Source organism: Nonomuraea sp. NPDC048826 (assembly GCF_043198225.1).
Classification (GTDB): Bacteria; Actinomycetota; Actinomycetes; order Streptosporangiales; family Streptosporangiaceae; genus Nonomuraea.
In genome coordinates this window covers 504,660-520,405 of sequence record NZ_JBICUQ010000007.1, presented here as the reverse complement: position 1 = coordinate 520,405, position 15,746 = coordinate 504,660, and the positions used below count along the sequence as shown (strand labels likewise).

General features: G+C 72.8%; 14 protein-coding genes. 9 read left to right on the top strand and 5 right to left on the bottom strand.

The features are described 5' to 3' along the window. Positions 1 to 15: 15 nt before the first annotated feature. The 3 genes from zwf to tkt form a co-directional block, all read right to left on the bottom strand. Entirely contained in the window at positions 16 to 1,617 is a 1,602-nt protein-coding gene (gene zwf / locus ACGFI7_RS27305; protein ID WP_393409475.1) for a glucose-6-phosphate dehydrogenase, read from the bottom strand. A gap of 67 nt (positions 1,618 to 1,684) precedes the next feature. Then, on the bottom strand, positions 1,685 to 2,776 hold the full coding sequence (gene tal, locus ACGFI7_RS27300; protein ID WP_393409474.1) for a transaldolase: 1,092 nt from the start codon (positions 2,774 to 2,776) through the stop codon (positions 1,685 to 1,687). Between the two features lie 5 nt (positions 2,777 to 2,781). Next, the gene (tkt, locus tag ACGFI7_RS27295; protein WP_393409576.1) at positions 2,782 to 4,812 is read right to left on the bottom strand and encodes a transketolase; all 2,031 of its coding nucleotides are present in this window, start codon (positions 4,810 to 4,812) and stop codon (positions 2,782 to 2,784) included. Between the two features lie 343 nt (positions 4,813 to 5,155). Between tkt and ACGFI7_RS27290 the strand changes: the two genes are divergently transcribed. Both ACGFI7_RS27290 and ACGFI7_RS27285 read left to right on the top strand, forming a co-directional pair. After that, on the top strand, positions 5,156 to 6,127 hold the full coding sequence (locus tag ACGFI7_RS27290) for a heme o synthase (RefSeq protein ID WP_393409472.1): 972 nt from the start codon (positions 5,156 to 5,158) through the stop codon (positions 6,125 to 6,127). A gap of 67 nt (positions 6,128 to 6,194) precedes the next feature. After that, complete coding sequence (locus tag ACGFI7_RS27285) at positions 6,195 to 7,358, top strand: PrsW family intramembrane metalloprotease (RefSeq protein ID WP_393409471.1); 1,164 nt, start codon at positions 6,195 to 6,197, stop codon at positions 7,356 to 7,358. Here the strand turns inward: ACGFI7_RS27285 and ACGFI7_RS27280 are convergent. Next, positions 7,343 to 8,041 (bottom strand): vancomycin high temperature exclusion protein, encoded by a 699-nt coding sequence (locus ACGFI7_RS27280; RefSeq protein ID WP_393409470.1) that lies wholly within the window; start codon positions 8,039 to 8,041, stop codon positions 7,343 to 7,345. The two genes, ACGFI7_RS27285 and ACGFI7_RS27280, sit on opposite strands and share 16 nt — an antisense overlap. 104 nt (positions 8,042 to 8,145) lie before the next feature. Beyond that, entirely contained in the window at positions 8,146 to 9,132 is a 987-nt protein-coding gene (locus ACGFI7_RS27275) for a heme A synthase (RefSeq protein ID WP_393409468.1), read from the bottom strand. Positions 9,133 to 9,222: 90 nt separating this feature from the next. Between ACGFI7_RS27275 and ACGFI7_RS27270 the strand changes: the two genes are divergently transcribed. The 7 genes from ACGFI7_RS27270 to ACGFI7_RS27240 are packed head-to-tail and all read left to right on the top strand — an operon-like array spanning position 9,223 to position 15,746. Continuing rightward, positions 9,223 to 10,365 (top strand): NAD(P)/FAD-dependent oxidoreductase, encoded by a 1,143-nt coding sequence (locus tag ACGFI7_RS27270; RefSeq protein ID WP_393409467.1) that lies wholly within the window; start codon positions 9,223 to 9,225, stop codon positions 10,363 to 10,365. Continuing rightward, complete coding sequence (locus ACGFI7_RS27265; protein WP_393409466.1) at positions 10,362 to 10,604, top strand: (2Fe-2S)-binding protein; 243 nt, start codon at positions 10,362 to 10,364, stop codon at positions 10,602 to 10,604. The genes ACGFI7_RS27270 and ACGFI7_RS27265 overlap by 4 nt, the downstream gene beginning before the upstream one ends. Beyond that, the gene (locus ACGFI7_RS27260; RefSeq protein WP_393409465.1) at positions 10,601 to 11,941 is read left to right on the top strand and encodes an FAD-dependent oxidoreductase; all 1,341 of its coding nucleotides are present in this window, start codon (positions 10,601 to 10,603) and stop codon (positions 11,939 to 11,941) included. Before ACGFI7_RS27265 ends, ACGFI7_RS27260 begins: the two co-directional genes overlap by 4 nt. Next, positions 11,934 to 12,827 carry a dihydrodipicolinate synthase family protein gene (locus ACGFI7_RS27255; protein WP_393409464.1) on the top strand — a complete coding sequence of 298 codons (894 nt, stop codon included), beginning with the start codon at positions 11,934 to 11,936 and terminating at the stop codon, positions 12,825 to 12,827. The genes ACGFI7_RS27260 and ACGFI7_RS27255 overlap by 8 nt, the downstream gene beginning before the upstream one ends. After that, positions 12,824 to 13,825: a proline racemase family protein gene (locus ACGFI7_RS27250; RefSeq protein ID WP_393409462.1), complete on the top strand. Its 1,002-nt coding sequence runs from the start codon at positions 12,824 to 12,826 to the stop codon at positions 13,823 to 13,825. The genes ACGFI7_RS27255 and ACGFI7_RS27250 overlap by 4 nt, the downstream gene beginning before the upstream one ends. Then, a complete protein-coding gene (locus tag ACGFI7_RS27245) occupies positions 13,822 to 14,805 on the top strand; it encodes a proline racemase family protein (protein WP_393409461.1) in 984 nt (327 codons plus the stop codon). Before ACGFI7_RS27250 ends, ACGFI7_RS27245 begins: the two co-directional genes overlap by 4 nt. Beyond that, complete coding sequence (locus ACGFI7_RS27240) at positions 14,802 to 15,746, top strand: ornithine cyclodeaminase family protein (protein ID WP_393409460.1); 945 nt, start codon at positions 14,802 to 14,804, stop codon at positions 15,744 to 15,746. Before ACGFI7_RS27245 ends, ACGFI7_RS27240 begins: the two co-directional genes overlap by 4 nt.

Sequence of the window (15,746 nt, the reverse complement as noted above, 5' to 3'; positions counted from 1 at the left end):
GCTCGGCGGTTGTCACTAGAGCCTCCTCCACACGCGCCCGTCGCGGGCCATCATCGCGTCGGCCGACGGCGGCCCCCACGACCCCGACGGGTAGGGCTCCGGCTGCCCCTGGGTCGCCCAGAACTCCTCGATCGGGTCGAGGATCTTCCACGACAGCTCCACCTCGCGCTGGTGCGGGAAGAGCGGCGGGTCGCCGATCATCACGTCGAGCAGCAGCCGCTCGTACGCCTCGGGCGACGACTCCAGGAACGACTCGCCGTAGGCGAAGTCCATGGACACGTCGCGGACCTCCATCGCGGTGCCCGGCACCTTCGAGCCGAACCGCACCGTGATGCCCTCGTCCGGCTGCACCCGGACCACCAGCGCGTTCTGCCCCAGGATCTCGGTGTCGTCCTTGCTGAACGGCAGGTGCGGCGCCCGCTGGAACACCACCGCCACCTCGGTGACCCGGCGCCCCAGCCGCTTGCCGGTGCGCAGGTAGAACGGCACCCCGGCCCAGCGCCGGTTGGCGATCTCCAGCTTGACCGCCGCGTACGTCTCGGTCATCGAGTCGGACGAGATGCCGTCTTCCTGAAGGTAGCCCGGCACCTTCTCGCCGCCCTGCCAGCCCGCCGCGTACTGGCCGCGCGCGGTGTTGCGGCCCAGGTCGGACGGCAGCCGCAGGGCCATCAGCACCTTCTCCTTCTCGCGGCGGAGCGCCTTGGCGTCGAAGGAGGTCGGATCCTCCATCGCCACCAGCGCCAGCAGCTGGAGCAGGTGGTTCTGGATCACGTCGCGGGCCGCGCCGATGCCGTCGTAGTAACCGGCCCGGCCGCCGATGCCGATGTCCTCGGCCATCGTGATCTGCACGTGGTCGACGAAGCTGCGGTTCCAGATCGGCTCGTACAGGTTATTGGCGAACCGCAGCGCCATGATGTTCTGGACGGTCTCCTTGCCCAGGTAGTGGTCGATCCGGAAGATCGAGCTCTCCGGGAAGGCCGACGTGGTGATCTCGTTCAGCTCGTGGGCCGACTTCAGGTCATGGCCGAACGGCTTCTCGATCACCACCCGCCGCCACGAGCCGTCAGGAGCCTGCGCCAGCCCGGTCCGCTTGAGCTGCTCCACCACCACGGGGAAGAACTTCGGCGGCACCGACAGGTAGAACGCGTAGTTGCCGCCCGTGCCGCGCAGCTCGTCGATCTCCCGCAGCGCCATCGCCAGCGCGTCGAACGCGCCGTCGTCGGAGAACTCGCCCGGGACGAAATGGATGCCCTCGCGAAGCTGCCGCCAGACCTCCTCCCGGAACGGGGTCCTGGCATGCGTCTTCACCGCGTCGTGCGTCAACTGGGCGAAATCCTGGTTCTGCCAATCACGCCGGGCGAACCCGACCAGCGAGAACCCGGGTGGCAGCAGCCCCCGGTTGCCCAGGTCGTAAATGGCCGGCAGCAGCTTGCGTTTGGCCAGGTCGCCCGTCACGCCGAACAACACCATCACGCACGGGCCCGCCACCCGCGGCAGCCGCTTGTCGCGCGGGTCGCGCAGCGGGTTGGCGGCCGCCACCTCGATCGTGGTCGAGGTGCCGGCGACCGCGGCGGCGACGGTGAGCGCCTCCGCCGGGGGCCCTGCCGGGTCACTCATCTCAAACCTCCTGTGCAGGCGCGCCGCGGCGGAGGAGCGACCCCTCCGCCGCGGCGCGACCGGCGGTCTAGGGGACCAGGTTCTTGCGTACGGTCTCGAGAAGTTCGTTCCAGGACGCCTCGAACTTCTGCACGCCCTCCTCCTCCAGCACCCGGACCACGTCGTCGTAGTCGACGCCGGCGTCCTTGAGCTCGGCCATGGTGTTCCAGGCCTGCTCGTAGTGGGGGCGCACGGTGTCGCCTGTGACCTTGCCGTGGTCGGCGGTCGCGTCGAGCGTCTTCTCCGGCATGGTGTTGACGGTGCCGGGGGCGACGAGCTCGTCCACGTACAGGGTGTCGGAGTAGTCGGGGTTCTTCACGCCGGTGGAGGCCCACAGCGGCCGCTGCGGGCGGGCGCCGGCGGCGCGCAGCCGCTGCCAGCGGTCGGAGTTCATGATCTCCTCGAACGCGGCGTAGGCCAGCCGCGCGTTGGCGACCGCGGCCTTGCCCTTCAGCTCGGGCTTGCCGAGCTTGTCGAGCCGGCCGTCGATCTCCGTGTCGACGCGGCTGACGAAGAACGACGCCACCGACTCGATCGTCGCGAGGTTGAGGCCCTTGGCCTGCGCGGCCTCCAGGCCGGACAGCCAGGCGTCCATGACGGCGCGGTAGCGCTCCAGCGAGAAGATCAGCGTGACGTTGACGCTGATGCCCTCGCCGATCGCCTGCGTGATCGCCGGCAGGCCCTCCAGGGTCGCCGGGATCTTGATGAACAGGTTGGGCCGGTCGACCAGCCACCACAGCGCCCGGGCCTCGGCGACCGTCTTGTCGGTGTCGCGGGCCAGGCGCGGGTCCACCTCCAGCGACACCCGGCCGTCGACGCCCGCCGTGGCGTCGTACACCGGCCGCAGCACGTCGGCCGCCCAGCGGATGTCGTAGGTGGTGATCGCGCGCACGGCCTCGCCGATGTCGACGCCGCGCACCGCCAGGTCGTGCATCTGGGTGTCGTACGCGTCGCCCTTGGCGAGCGCGCTGGCGAAGATCGTCGGGTTGGAGGTCACCCCGACGACGTTCTTCTCCCGGATCAGCTGCTCCAGGTTGCCGGTGCGCAGGCGCTCGCGGCTGATGTCGTCGAGCCAGATGGCCACGCCCTGGCCTGACAGCTTCTTGAGGATCTCGCTCATGTCTATCAGTTTCCCGTCGTCTCGCCCTTGTCCTGCCCCAGCTTGGCCAGGGACGCCCTGGCCGCCGCGGCCACGCGCTCCGCCGTCAGCCCGAACTGCTCGTACAACGTCTTGTACGGCGCGGAGGCGCCGAAGTGTTCGAGGCTGACGACCTCACCGCACTCTCCGATGAACTCGTGCCAGCCGAGGGCGATTCCCGCCTCGACGGCGACCCGAGCGCGGATCGACGACGGCAGGACGGTCTGCCTGTATGCGGAGTCCTGCCCCTTGAACCACTCGACACACGGCATCGACACGACTCGTGTCGGAAGACCCTGCGACTCCAGCAGCTCCCGGCCCTGGACCGCGATCTCCACCTCGCTGCCGGTGGCGATGAGGATGACCTTGGGCTGACCGTCGGAGGCCTCGCGCAGGACGTAGCCGCCGCGGGCCACGCCGTCGGCGCTGGTGCCCTCCAAGGTGGGCAGGTTCTGCCGGGTCAGCGCGAGCGCCGCCGGACGGTCGGTGTGCTCCAGCACCGTCTTCCAGGACGCCGCGGTCTCGTTGGCGTCGGCCGGGCGCACCACGTCCAGGCCGGGGATGGCGCGCAGCGCCCACAGGTGCTCGACCGGCTGGTGGGTCGGGCCGTCCTCGCCCAGGCCGATGGAGTCGTGCGTCCACACGTACGTGACCGGCAGCTTCATCAGCGCGGCCAGCCGCACCGACGGGCGCATGTAGTCGGAGAACACCAGGAACGTGCCGCCGTACGGGCGCGTGCCGCCGTGCAGTGCGATGCCGTTGAGAATGGCGCCCATGGCGTGCTCGCGGATGCCGAAGTGGAGCGTGCGGCCGTAGCGGTTGCCGGGGAAGTCCTTGGTCTGGAACTCCTCGGGGATGAAGGACGGCTCGCCCTTCATCGTGGTGTTGTTGGACTCGGCCAGGTCGGCCGAGCCGCCCCACAGCTCGGGCAGCACCGGCGCCAGCGCGCTCAGCACCTCGCCGGAGGCCTTGCGGGTGGCCATCGAGCCGCCGATCTCGAACGACGGCAGCGCGCTCGCCCAGCCGGCGGGCAGCTCGCGGTGGGAGATGCGGTCGAACTCGGCCGCCCGCTCCGGGTTGGCCTCACGCCAGCGCAGGTAGTCACGCTCCCACTCGGCGTGCTCCGCATGGCCCCTGGTGGCCGCCTGGCGGGCGTGCTCCAGCACCTCGGCCGGCACGTCGAAGGTCTTGGCCGGGTCCATGCCGAGCACCTGCTTGGTGGCCGCGACCTCCTCGGCGCCGAGCGCCGAGCCGTGGATCTTGCCGGTGTTCTGCTTGTTGGGCGCGGGCCAGCCGATGATCGTGCGCAGCCGGATGAACGACGGCCGGTCGGTCTCGGCCTTGGCCGCCTGCAGCGCCTCGTGCAGCGCCTGGACGTCCTCGGTGTAGTCGCCGGTCTCGGTCCAGTCGACGCTCAGGGTGTGCCAGCCGTAGGCCTCGTAGCGCTTGACCACGTCCTCGGACTTGGCGATGAGCGTGTCGTCCTCGATGGAGATCTCGTTGTCGTCGTAGATGACGATGAGGTTGCCCAGCTTCTGGTGGCCGGCGAGGGAGCTGGCCTCGTGGCTGATGCCCTCCTCGATGTCGCCGTCGCTGACGATGCACCAGATGTGGTGGTCGAACGGCGACCGGCCCGGCTCGGTGTCCGGGTCGAACAGGCCGCGCTCGCGGCGGGCCGCCATCGCCATGCCCACCGCGTTGCCCAGGCCCTGGCCCAGCGGGCCCGTGGTGGTCTCGACGCCGGCCGTGTGGCCGTGCTCCGGGTGGCCGGGCGTGAGGCTGTCCCACTGGCGCAGCCGCCGCAGGTCGTCCAGGGTGAGCCCGTAGCCCGACAGGTAGAGCTGGATGTACAGCGTCAGGCTGGTGTGACCGGCGGACAGGACGAAGCGGTCACGGCCGATCCACTGGGGATCCGTCGGGTCGTGCCGCATCTCACGCTGGAAGAGCAGGTAGGCGGCGGGGGCCAGGCTCATCGCGGTGCCGGGGTGTCCCGAACCCGCCTTCTCCACTGCGTCCATCGCCAGCGCTCGGACGACGTCGACAGCCTGCCTGTCGAGGTCGGTCCACTCAAGGGCTGGCACGAGTTCGGTGCTCAAGCTCGATCTCCGGAATCTAGTTGTCTGATGATGGTGCCGGTTGGCAAATCCCGCCCACACGGGACCCTAACCGAGAGGCGACGGACGTCGATTCCATATCCACTCGATCCACCCGACCGTGTCCCGAGCAAGCGCACGCCCCCCATTGGCCGGACCGCCCGCCCCTGCGACTACAGTTTGTTTGTTCCCAGGGACGCCACGGCTGCCCGTACGAATCCGCTCTAATCCGAGGTTACGCGTTGACTCCGCACGTGCTGGAAGCGCCTTGACGGTGCTGACGAACAGGCAGGCGAGCAGGCCGCACGACGCCCCCGACCACCGGCAGGCCGCGGTGGCGCACCCCGCGCCCCGGTCGATCGGCGAGGTCGTCATGGCCTACGTCGCCCTCACCAAGCCGCGCGTCATCGAGCTCCTGCTGATCTCGACGCTCCCGGTGATGTTCCTGGCGGCCGGGGGCCTGCCGCCGTTGTGGACCGCGGTGTCGGTCATGGTGTTCGGCACGCTGTCGGCCGGCAGCGCCAACGCGCTCAACTGCTACATCGACCGCGACATCGACCAGAAGATGCGCCGCACCCGGCGCCGCCCGCTGGCCAGGCACCAGGTGTCGCCGCGCGCCGCGCTGATCTTCGGCATCGTGCTGGGCGTGCTGTCCACCGCGGGGCTGTGGCTGACGACCAACTGGCTCGCGGCCGCGCTGTCGACCGCCGCGATCCTCTACTACGTGTTCGTCTACTCGTTGCTCCTCAAGCGGCGCACCGCGCAGAACATCGTGTGGGGCGGCATCGCGGGCTGCATGCCGGTGCTGATCGGCTGGGCGGGCATCACCGAGCGGCTCGACTGGGCGCCGCTGGTGCTGTTCGGCGTGGTGTTCTTCTGGACGCCGCCGCACACCTGGACCCTCGCCATGCGCTACAAGGAGGACTACGCGGCGGCCGAGGTGCCGATGCTGCCCGTGGTCGCCACCGAGCGCCGGGTGATCATGGAGTCGATCGCCTACACCTGGGCGACCGTGCTGTGCTCGCTGGCCCTGTGGCCGGTCGCCGGCACCACGCTGTTCTACCCGGCCGTCGCGGCCGTGCTGGGTGCGCTGTGCCTGTGGGAGGTGCACGCCCTGCTGACCCGGCTCAACGCCGGCAAGACCGGGGTGGCGCTGCGCCCGATGCGCTTCTTCCATTGGTCCAACGCCTACCTGGCGCTGCTGTTCCTGGCCGTCGCCATCGACCCGCTCCTGGCCTGACCGCCGGGGCCGGTGGGCGTATGATGCCAGGAAGGACATCGCCTTCCTGATCGGTTACAGTCACCGTATGCCGTCCCATGATCCACGCTGGGTGTTCAAGGACCGCCCGTCTTCAGCGTTGATCATCGGGCTTGTCCTCACCGGCATCTGCACGCTCGTGTCGTTCTCCTTCGACGTGCTCAACGGCGAACCCGTCCAGTTCTTCATCGCGCTCACCCTGGCCCTCGCGCCGGTGCCGCTGCTGCTGGCCGCCGTGCTCGCGCTCGACCGGATGGAGCCGGAGCCGCGCAGCAACCTCGTCTTCGCCTTCGCGTGGGGAGCGGGCGTGGCCGTGCTGGTCGCGGGCGTGGTCAACTCGCTCAACCTGCACTACATCATGGACACCGTCAACCTGTCGGAGGCCAGCGCCCGCAACATCGCGGCCACCTTCGGCGCCCCCGTCGTCGAGGAGACGATGAAGGGGCTGGTGCTGCTCGGGCTGCTCCGGTTCCGCAGGTTCGAGCTCGACGGGCTCACCGACGGCATCATCTACGCCAGCATGGTCGGCCTCGGCTTCGCCATGAGCGAGAACGTCAGCTACTACCTGGCCGCGCTCAACTCCGAGGCCGGCGGTGTCGGGCTGGCCGTCACCGTCGTGCTGCGGGGCATCCTGTCGCCGTTCGCGCACCCGTTGTTCACCTCGATGATCGGGGTCGCGGTCGCCTTCGCGGCCCAGCGCGAGGGGCCCCAGCGGACCTTCTCCATCCTGGCCGGCTGGTCGGGCGCGATGATCCTGCACGGCCTGTGGAACGGGCTCGTCTCCTACGGCGGCTTCCCCGGCCTGGCCGTCGCCTACCTGGTGCTGATGGCGGTGCTGGTGGTGCTGATCGGCGTGGTCATCCGCGACCGGCGCCGCATCGTGGCCCTCATCCAGCGCTACCTCCCCCCGTACGAGCCGACCAAGCTGGTGACCGCCGAGGACATCCACATGCTCGTGACGCTGCCCCGGCGCAGGCACGCCCGGCAGTGGGCGCGCATGTACGGCGGCAAGAAGGGGCTGCGGGCGATGAGCGACTACCAGCTCGCCGCCACCGAGCTGGGCCTGCTGCACGAGCGCGCCGCACGGCGGATGGTCGACGAGCAGACCTTCCACGAGGAGCAGCGGGCCCTGCTGGAGTGCATGAGCAGCGCCCGCGCCGAGTTCCCCGAGCCGCCCGCGCAGATCGGCACGGCCGGTTACGCGCCGGGCTGAGTCAGGATGGTGAGCAGCGAGGTCTCCCGCGGCCCGGGGAAGACCGGGTCCGAGCGCAGCACCAGCGCGTCGGCGAACGCCTTGACCGTGGCCGGCATCTCGCGGGCGGCCAGCGCGTAGGCGGTGACGCCCCAGACACTGGCCGCGTCGTCGCCCACCCCGAACGCCTCCAGCCCGGCCGTCCGGCACAGCGTCACCGCCCTGGGCAGGTGGAAGTCCTGCGTCACCACGGTCACCCGCTCGGCCCCGAACACCTGACGAGCGCGCACGCACGAGTCCCACGTGTCGAACCCGGCGTAGTCCAGCACCATCACCTCGCCGGGCACGCCGGCGGCCAGCAGGTAGTCGCGCATGGCCGTCGGCTCGTCGTACTCCTTGCGGCTGTTGTCACCGGACAGCAGCAGCGCCCGTACCCGTCCGGCATGCCACAGGTCGGCGGCGAGGTCGAGCCTGCGGGCCAGCATGGGGGACGGCCGGTCGCCGTACAGTCCCGCGCCGAGCACCAGCGCGGCCTGCGCCGGCGGCACCCGGTCCGGCCAGCCGGCGTCGCCGGCCACCGTCCGGTGCGGGTCGCTGGCGAGCCAGGCCCAGGTCGTCGGCGCCAGGGCGAGCACGCTGACCAGCACCACGGCTTGGTACGCGCGCCGCAGGGTCTTCCGAGAGGGGCGGACGAACGCTAACAAACGGGGCCTCCGGTCCGTGGGGGAGTGGCGGACTTATCACCCCAAAGACTGGCAGACCGGTTGCGTCGCGGGAGGCCGGTCCGGCGGGGGAGCGGGGCCGCGCGTCACACGGACGCGGGCGTCCCCGCGGGAGCCGGGGCGGCAGGCTCGGCCAGCGGGCCGCGCGTGCGCAGCGAGCTGACCACCCGCAGCGCGCCGATCCACACCAGGGTCGAGCCCAGCACGTGCAGCGTCACCAGCGCGGCGGGCACGCCCAGGAAGTACTGGACGTAGCCGACCACGCCCTGCAGCAGCTCCACCACCAGCAGCGCCAGCGCCGCCCGCCGGGCCGCCCGCGGCGCGCCGGTCACGTACAGCGCGAACAGCAGCGCGAACGTCAGCCCGACCACCAGGTAGGCGGCGTCGGCGTGCAGCCGCGCCACGGTCTCGATGTCGAAGCCGAACCGCGAGGCCAGCACGTCACCCGAGTGCGGTCCGGTGCCGGTCACCACCACGCCCATGACCACCAGCACGAACACCGCCGCCAGCAGGACGTGACCGAGCCGCCGGATCGCGCCGTGGGTCACCGGGCGGACGGGCCCGTCGCCCTCGCCGGCGCGGACGTAGAGCATCCAGCAGAAGGCGGTCAGGCCGATCGACAGCAGGAAGTGCATGCTCACCGTGAACGGGTTGAGCATCGAGCTGACCACCACGCCGCCCCACAGCGCCTGGGCCGCGATGCCCACGGGCTGCAGCCACGCCAGCCGCACCAGCGACGGGCGCCGCGGCGACAGCCGCATCGCCGCGACCACGCAGGCGAAGCCCACCACCAGGACCAGGAACGTCACCAGCCGGTTGCCGAACTCGATCGCCATGTTGAGCGGGTCGATCTCGGGATGCGCGACCGGGACGAAGCTCTCCGGGGTGCACCGCGGCCAGGTGGGACAGCCCAGGCCGGAGCCGGTGACGCGGACCACCGCGCCGCTGACCGTGATGCCGGCGTTGACCACGACGGAGGCCAGCGCCCAGGCCCGCATGGCGGCGGGGGTCGGGGCCCAGAACGACAGCAGGCGCCGCACGAAAGGAGAGGGGTGGTCGGTGGGTACCTTCACGTCATCGATGGTACGGGCCGGGTGGGGCGGTCCTTTCACCGCCTTTTCAACCCTCGGCGTATGTGACATATTACTGAGCGGGAGGTGGTGATGCCGGACGTGATCGTCGTCGGCGCCGGGGTCGTCGGCGCCGCGTGCGCCTACTACGCCGCCCGCGCCGGGCTCGACGTCACCGTTCTCGACCGCGGCCCCGTGGCCGGCGGCACCACCGGGGCGGGCGAGGGCAACGTGCTCGTCTCCGACAAGGAACCCGGCCCCGAGCTGGACCTCGCCGTGCTCTCCAACCGCCTGTGGCGGGAGCTGGCCGAGACGGGCGGCGGTTTCGAGTACGAGCCCAAGGGCGGGCTGGTCGTCGCCGAGACACCGGAGATCCAGGAACACCTGGTGGACCTGGCCGCCAAGCAGGGACTGCCGCACGAGGTCGTCCCCGCCGGCGGCCTGCGCGCGCTGGAGCCCCACCTCGCCGACGGGCTGGCCGGTGGCGTCCACTACCCGCAGGACGCGCAGGTGCAGCCCATGCTGGCCGCCGCCCGGCTGCTCAGGCACGGCGCCGACAGCTTCGGCGGGGGCGCGCTGAAGGTGCGGCTCGGCGTCACCGTCACCGGCTTCACCCGCGCGGGCGACCGCGTCACCGGCGTGCGCACCAGCGAGGGCGACCTGCTGGCCGGGGCCGTGGTCAACGCCGCCGGCACCTGGGGCGGCGAGCTGGCCGCGCTGGCCGGCGTGCGGCTCCCGGTGCTGCCCAGGCGCGGGTTCATCCTGGTCACCGAGCCGCTGCCCGAGCCGCTCATCCGGCACAAGGTCTACACGGCCGCCTACGTCACCAACGTCGCCAGCGACTCGGCCGCGCTGGAGACCTCGGCCGTCGTCGAGGGCACCCCCGCCGGCACCGTGCTCATCGGCGCCAGCAGGGAACGGGTCGGGTTCGACCGGACCACGTCCCTGCCGGTGCTGTCACGGCTCGCGGCGCAGGCCGTGGCGCTGTTCCCGGCACTCGGCGCGGTCCGCGCCATCCGGTCCTACTGCGGCTTCCGCCCGTACTGCCCGGACCACCTGCCCGTGATCGGCGCCGACCCGCGCGCGCCCGGACTCCACCACGCCTGCGGCCACGAGGGGGCCGGCATCGGCCTGGCGCCCGCCACCGGGCACCTGCTCGCCCAGGTGCTCACCGGGCAGCGGCCCGACCTGGACCCGCACCCGTTCCGTCCCGACCGCTTCGGGGAGCACGCATGACCTTCGAGATCACCGTCGACGGCCGTCCCGTGCCGGCGCTGCCCGGCCAGACCATCGGGGCGGCCCTGCACGCGGCGGGCATCCGCGCCTGGCGCACCACCCGCTTCGGCGGCCGCCCGCGCGGGCTCTTCTGCGGGATCGGGGTCTGCTTCGACTGCCTGATCAGCGTCAACGGCGAGCCGGTCGAACGCGCCTGCCTCGCCGAGGCCCGCCCGGGGGACGAGGTGACGACGTCGTGACCGCTCCGTACGATCTCGCCGTCGTCGGCGGCGGGCCCGCCGGAGTGGCCGGGGCGCTGTCCGCGGCGCTGCGCGGCCTGCGGGTGGCGCTCGTCGACTCCGGCGCACGGCTCGGGGGCCAGTACTTCCGGCACCGGGACGCGCCCGGCGAGCCCGCAACCCCCGGCTTCGAACGCTTCGCCCGGCAGGCGGCGGCGCTGCGGGAACGTGCCACGATCCGGCTCGGCCACCAGGTGTGGGCCGTCACCCGCGACGGCGACGCCTTCACCGTGCACTGCGTCGGCGGGGCCGCCGTCCGGTGCCGGAGGCTGCTGATCGCCACCGGGGCGCACGACCGCCCGCTGCCGTTCCCCGGCTGGGACCTGCCCGGCGTGCTCACCGCCGGTGGGGCGCAGGCGCTGCTCAAGGGGTACGGCGTGGTCGCGGGCAGCCGGGTCGTGGTGGCCGGGACCGGGCCGTTCCTGCTGCCCGTCGCGGCCGGCCTGGCCGCGGCCGGGGCGAAGGTGCCGGGCGTGTACGAGGCCGGCGGCGGGCTCGGTCTGGCCCGCCACCCCCTGCTCGCGCTCGGCAAGGCCGGCGAGGCGGCCGGCTACCTGGCCGCGCTCGCCCGGCGCCGCATCCCGTACCGGACCCGGCACGCGGTGGTGGCCGCCCACGGCGACCGGGAGCTGACCGCCGTCACCGTGGCCCGCCTGGACCGCGACTGGAACGTGCTGGACACCCGCCGGATCCCCTGCGACACGCTCGCCACCGGCTACGGGTTCGTCCCCCAGATCGAGCTGGGCGTCCAGCTCGGCTGCGCCACCCGCCCGGACGCCGACGGCACCCCCGTGCTCTCCGTCGACGCCGCCCAGCGCACCACGGTCCCCGGCGTCTGGGCCGCCGGCGAGCCCACGGGCGTCGGCGGCCGGGAGCTGTCCGAGATCGAAGGCCGCGTCGCGGGCCTGTCCGTCGCGGCCGACCACACGGGCCTCCCCGGGGCGCCCGGGATCCTGCTGCGGCGGCGGGCCAGGCTGCGCGCGTTCGCCGCCGCCCTGCTCGCCGCCTACCCCGTCAAGGACGGATGGCAGGGATGGCTGCGGGACGACACCCTCGTGTGCCGGTGCGAGGAGGTGCCGCTGGCGCGGATCCGCGAGGCCCGCGAGCTCGGGGCCACCGACGCCCGCTCCGCCAAGCTGCTGTCCCGGGCCGGCATGGGCTGGTGCCAGGGACGGATCTGCGGCTACCCCGTCGCCTGCCTCACCGGCGGCGGGCAGGCCGCGCCCCGCCGCCCCGTCGCCCAGCCCGTCCCCCTGGCCGCTCTCGCCGAACTCACCCTGGAGGAACCCCATGACTGAACGCACCAAGCCCTGGCACGGCGTCATGGTCGCCACCGCGCTCCCGCTGCGCGACGACCTGTCCGTCGACTACGACGGCTACGCCGCGCACTGCCGCTGGCTGGTCGAGAACGGCTGCGACGGCGTCGTGCCCAACGGCTCGCTCGGCGAGTACCAGACGCTCACCCCCGGCGAGCGCGCCAAGGTCCTGGAGACCGCGGTCGAAGCGGTCGGCGGCGACCGGGTCATGGCGGGCGCGGGCGCGTACGGCGCGGCCGAGTCGCGGCGCTGGGCCGAGAAGGCGGCGGAACTGGGCTGCGGATCGGTGCTCCTGCTCCCGCCGAACGCCTACCGGGCGGACGAATCAGCCGTCTTCGCGCACTATCGTGAGGTGGCCGGTGCCGGGGTGCCCGTGGTCGCGTACAACAACCCCTACGACACCAAGGTCGACCTGACCCCGGCCCTGCTGGCCAGGCTGCACGAGGAGGGGCTGATCGTGGCGGTCAAGGAGTTCACCGGCGACCCGCGGCGCGCCTACGAGCTCGCCGAGCTGGCCCCCGGCCTCGACCTGCTCATCGGCTCCGACGACGTGCTGCTGGAGCTGGCGCTGGCCGGAGCCGTCGGCTGGGTCGCGGGCTACCCCAACGCGCTGCCGGTCTCCAACGTCGCCCTCTACCGGGCGGCCCTGGCCCACGACCTGGAGACCGCGCTCCCGCTCTACAAGAAGCTCCACCCGCTGCTGCGCTGGGACTCCAAGACCGAGTTCGTCCAGGCCATCAAGCTCTCCATGGACCTCGCCGGACGCCGCGGCGGCCCGTGCCGCCCGCCCCGGCAGCCGCTCACCGAGGACCAGGCCGCCGCCGTGCGCGCCGCCACCGAGAAGGCGCTCGCGGAGGGCCTGCGATGAGGACCAGGCGGGTCTTCCACGCCGTCGACTCCCACACCGAGGGCATGCCCACCCGGGTCATCACCGGCGGCGTCGGCACCGTGCCCGGCGCCACCATGGCCGAGCGGCGGATCCACTTCCGCGACCACCTCGACCACATCCGCAAGCTGCTGATGAACGAGCCGCGCGGGCACGCCGCGATGAGCGGCGCCATCCTGCAGCCGCCCACCCGGCCCGACGCCGACTGGGGGGTGCTGTTCATCGAGGTGTCCGGCCTGCTGCCGATGTGCGGCCACGGCACCATCGGGGTGGCCACCGTGCTCGTCGAGACCGGCATGGTGGAGGTCACCGAGCCCGTCACCACCGTCCGCCTGGAGGTCCCGGCCGGGCTGGTGGTGGTGGACGTGGCCGTCGAGGACGGCATGGCCATGTCCGTGACGCTGCGGAACGTCCCCTCCTACGCCGACCGGCTCGACGCCGCGGTGACCGTGCCCGGGTACGGGGAGATCCGCTACGACCTGGCGTACGGCGGCAACTTCTACGCCGTCGTGGACCTCGACGCCTACGGGCTGCCGTTCGACCGCAAGGCCGGCAACGAGATCCTGGCCGCCGGGCTGGCCACCATGGAGGCGATCAACGCCGCCGACGAGCCGGTGCACCCCGAGGACGACCGCATCCGCGGCTGCCACCACGTCTACTTCGCCGCCCCAGGCTCCGACGCCCACCACTCACGGCACGCCATGGCCATCCACCCCGGCTGGTTCGACCGCTCGCCGTGCGGCACCGGCACCAGCGCCCGGATGGCCCAGCTGCACGCCCGCGGCGAGCTGCCGATCGGCCGCGACTTCGTCAACGAGTCGTTCATCGGCACCCGGTTCGTGGGCAGGCTCCTGGAGGACACCACCGTCGGCGGCAGGCCCGCCGTGGTGCCGTCGATCACCGGCCGCGCCTGGATCACCGGCACCGCCCAGTACTTCCTGGACCCGCGCGACCCGTTCCCGGAGGGTTTCGAGCTGTGAGCACGCCGCCCGTCACGACTGTCACGACCGTCGACTACCACACGGCCGGCGAGCCGTTCCGGATCGTCACCGGCGGCGTCCCCGTCATCCCCGGCGCCACCGTCCTGGAACGCCGCGCCAACGCCCTGCCCGCCGACCACATCCGCAGGCTGCTCTGCCACGAGCCGCGCGGCCACGCCGACATGTACGGCTGCTTCCTCGTCCCTCCCGACGACCCGGGCGCGCACCTCGGCGTGCTGTTCTGGCACAAGGACGGCTACTCCACCGCGTGCGGCCACGGCACGATCGCGCTCGGCGTGCACGCGGTGCGCGAGGGCCTGGTGGCGGCCGACCCCGACGGCGTGACGGACGTGGTCATCGACGTGCCGTCCGGCCGCGTCACGGCGCGGGTGCGCTGCGCGGGCGGCCGCGTCACCGGCGTCACCTTCGTCAACGTCCCCTCGTACGTGATCGCGCGCGGCGTCGAGGCCGCCGGCGTCCGCGTCGACCTCGCGTACGGCGGAGCGATCTACGCCTCGCTGCCGGCCGCGGCCGTAGGGCTGAAAGTGGGGCCGGAGCACCTGACCGAGCTGATCGCCTGGGGGCGGCGCGTCAAGGCCGCCCTGGCGGGTCACCCGGCGACCCGGCACCCCGGCGACGACCGGCTGTCCGGCGTGTACGGGGTCATCTTCCACGACGAGCTGGACGCCGAGCCCGGGCACGCGCGCCAGCGCAACGTGACCGTGTTCGCCGACGGGGAGGTCGACCGGTCGCCGTGCGGGTCCGGCACCGCGGCCCGGCTGGCGCTGCTGCACGAGGACGGGCTGCGCGGCACGCTCGCGCACGAGAGCGTCGTCGGCACCACGTTCCTGGGCCGGGTGGCCGGGGTCGTCGAGGCCGGGGTGATCCCCGAGATCGAGGGCATGGCCTACCGGACCGGCCGGCACGCCTTCGAGCTCGACCCCGACGACCCCCTCGGCACCGGGTTCACGCTGCGATGACCGGGCTGCCCTACCTCGACGCCGCCGCCGTGGCCCGGCTGGTGCCCGCCGCGCGCGCCGTACGGCTGCTGGAGGAGGCGCTGCGGGCCGGGCTGGACCCGGAGGAGACGCCCCGGCGGCCCGTCGTCGAGCTGCCCGCCGGGCAGCTCCTGCTGATGCCCGCCGCCTTCGGGCGCTACGCCGGCGTGAAGGCGGCCACCGTCGCGCCCGGCAACCCCGCCCGCGGGCTGCCCCGGATCCAGGGCGCCTACCTGCTGTACGACGGCGAGACCCTGGCCCCGCTGGCGGCCATGGACGGGATCGCGCTCACCTCCCTGCGCACCCCTGCCGTCTCCGCCCTGGCGGTCAGCCACCTGGCCGGCCCGGACGCCGGCGACCTGGTGCTGTTCGGCACCGGCCCGCAGGCATGGGGGCACGTCCTCGCGCTGCGCGAGGTCCGCCCACTGCGCCGGGTCACCGTCGTCGGCCGCGACCCGGCCCGTACGGACGCCTTCGCGGCCCGCTGCGCCGGGCTCGGACTCGAGGCGGACGCCCGCACCGGGGACCGGTCCGCGGAGGCCGTCGCCGGGGCCGACCTGATCGTCTGCTGCACCACCGCCAGGGAGCCGCTGTTCGACGGCGGGCTCGTCCGCGACGGCGCGACGGTGGTCGCCATCGGCTCGCACGAGCCCGCCGCGCGCGAGCTCGACGGCGGTCTCGTCGCCCGGGCCACGGTGGTCGTGGAGGCCCGTTCCGCGGCCCTGGCCGAGGCGGGCGATGTCGTCATCCCGATCGGCCACGGTACGATCACCACCCGCCATCTCGCCGGGAACCTGGCCGACCTGATCGCCGGCCGGGTGGCGGCCGGGGCCGGGCCGCGGGTGTTCAAGGGCACCGGCATGGCATGGCAGGACCTGGTGGTCGCGGCCGCCGCGTACGAGGCCTGGAACAGGGAGACCTAG

Excerpts from the sequence above, each read along its gene's own strand:
- ACGFI7_RS27255 (WP_393409464.1), top strand. The coding sequence starts at position 11,934 with ATGACTGAACGCACCAAGCCCTGGCACGGCGTCATGGTCGCCACCGCG.
- zwf (WP_393409475.1), bottom strand. The coding sequence starts at position 1,617 with ATGAGTGACCCGGCAGGGCCCCCGGCGGAGGCGCTCACCGTCGCCGCC.
- tal (WP_393409474.1), bottom strand. The coding sequence starts at position 2,776 with ATGAGCGAGATCCTCAAGAAGCTGTCAGGCCAGGGCGTGGCCATCTGG.
- ACGFI7_RS27285 (WP_393409471.1), top strand. The coding sequence starts at position 6,195 with ATGCCGTCCCATGATCCACGCTGGGTGTTCAAGGACCGCCCGTCTTCA.
- tkt (WP_393409576.1), bottom strand. The coding sequence starts at position 4,812 with ATGGACGCAGTGGAGAAGGCGGGTTCGGGACACCCCGGCACCGCGATG.
- ACGFI7_RS27250 (WP_393409462.1), top strand. The coding sequence starts at position 12,824 with ATGAGGACCAGGCGGGTCTTCCACGCCGTCGACTCCCACACCGAGGGC.
- ACGFI7_RS27265 (WP_393409466.1), top strand. The coding sequence starts at position 10,362 with ATGACCTTCGAGATCACCGTCGACGGCCGTCCCGTGCCGGCGCTGCCC.
- ACGFI7_RS27240 (WP_393409460.1), top strand. The coding sequence starts at position 14,802 with ATGACCGGGCTGCCCTACCTCGACGCCGCCGCCGTGGCCCGGCTGGTG.
- ACGFI7_RS27270 (WP_393409467.1), top strand. The coding sequence starts at position 9,223 with ATGCCGGACGTGATCGTCGTCGGCGCCGGGGTCGTCGGCGCCGCGTGC.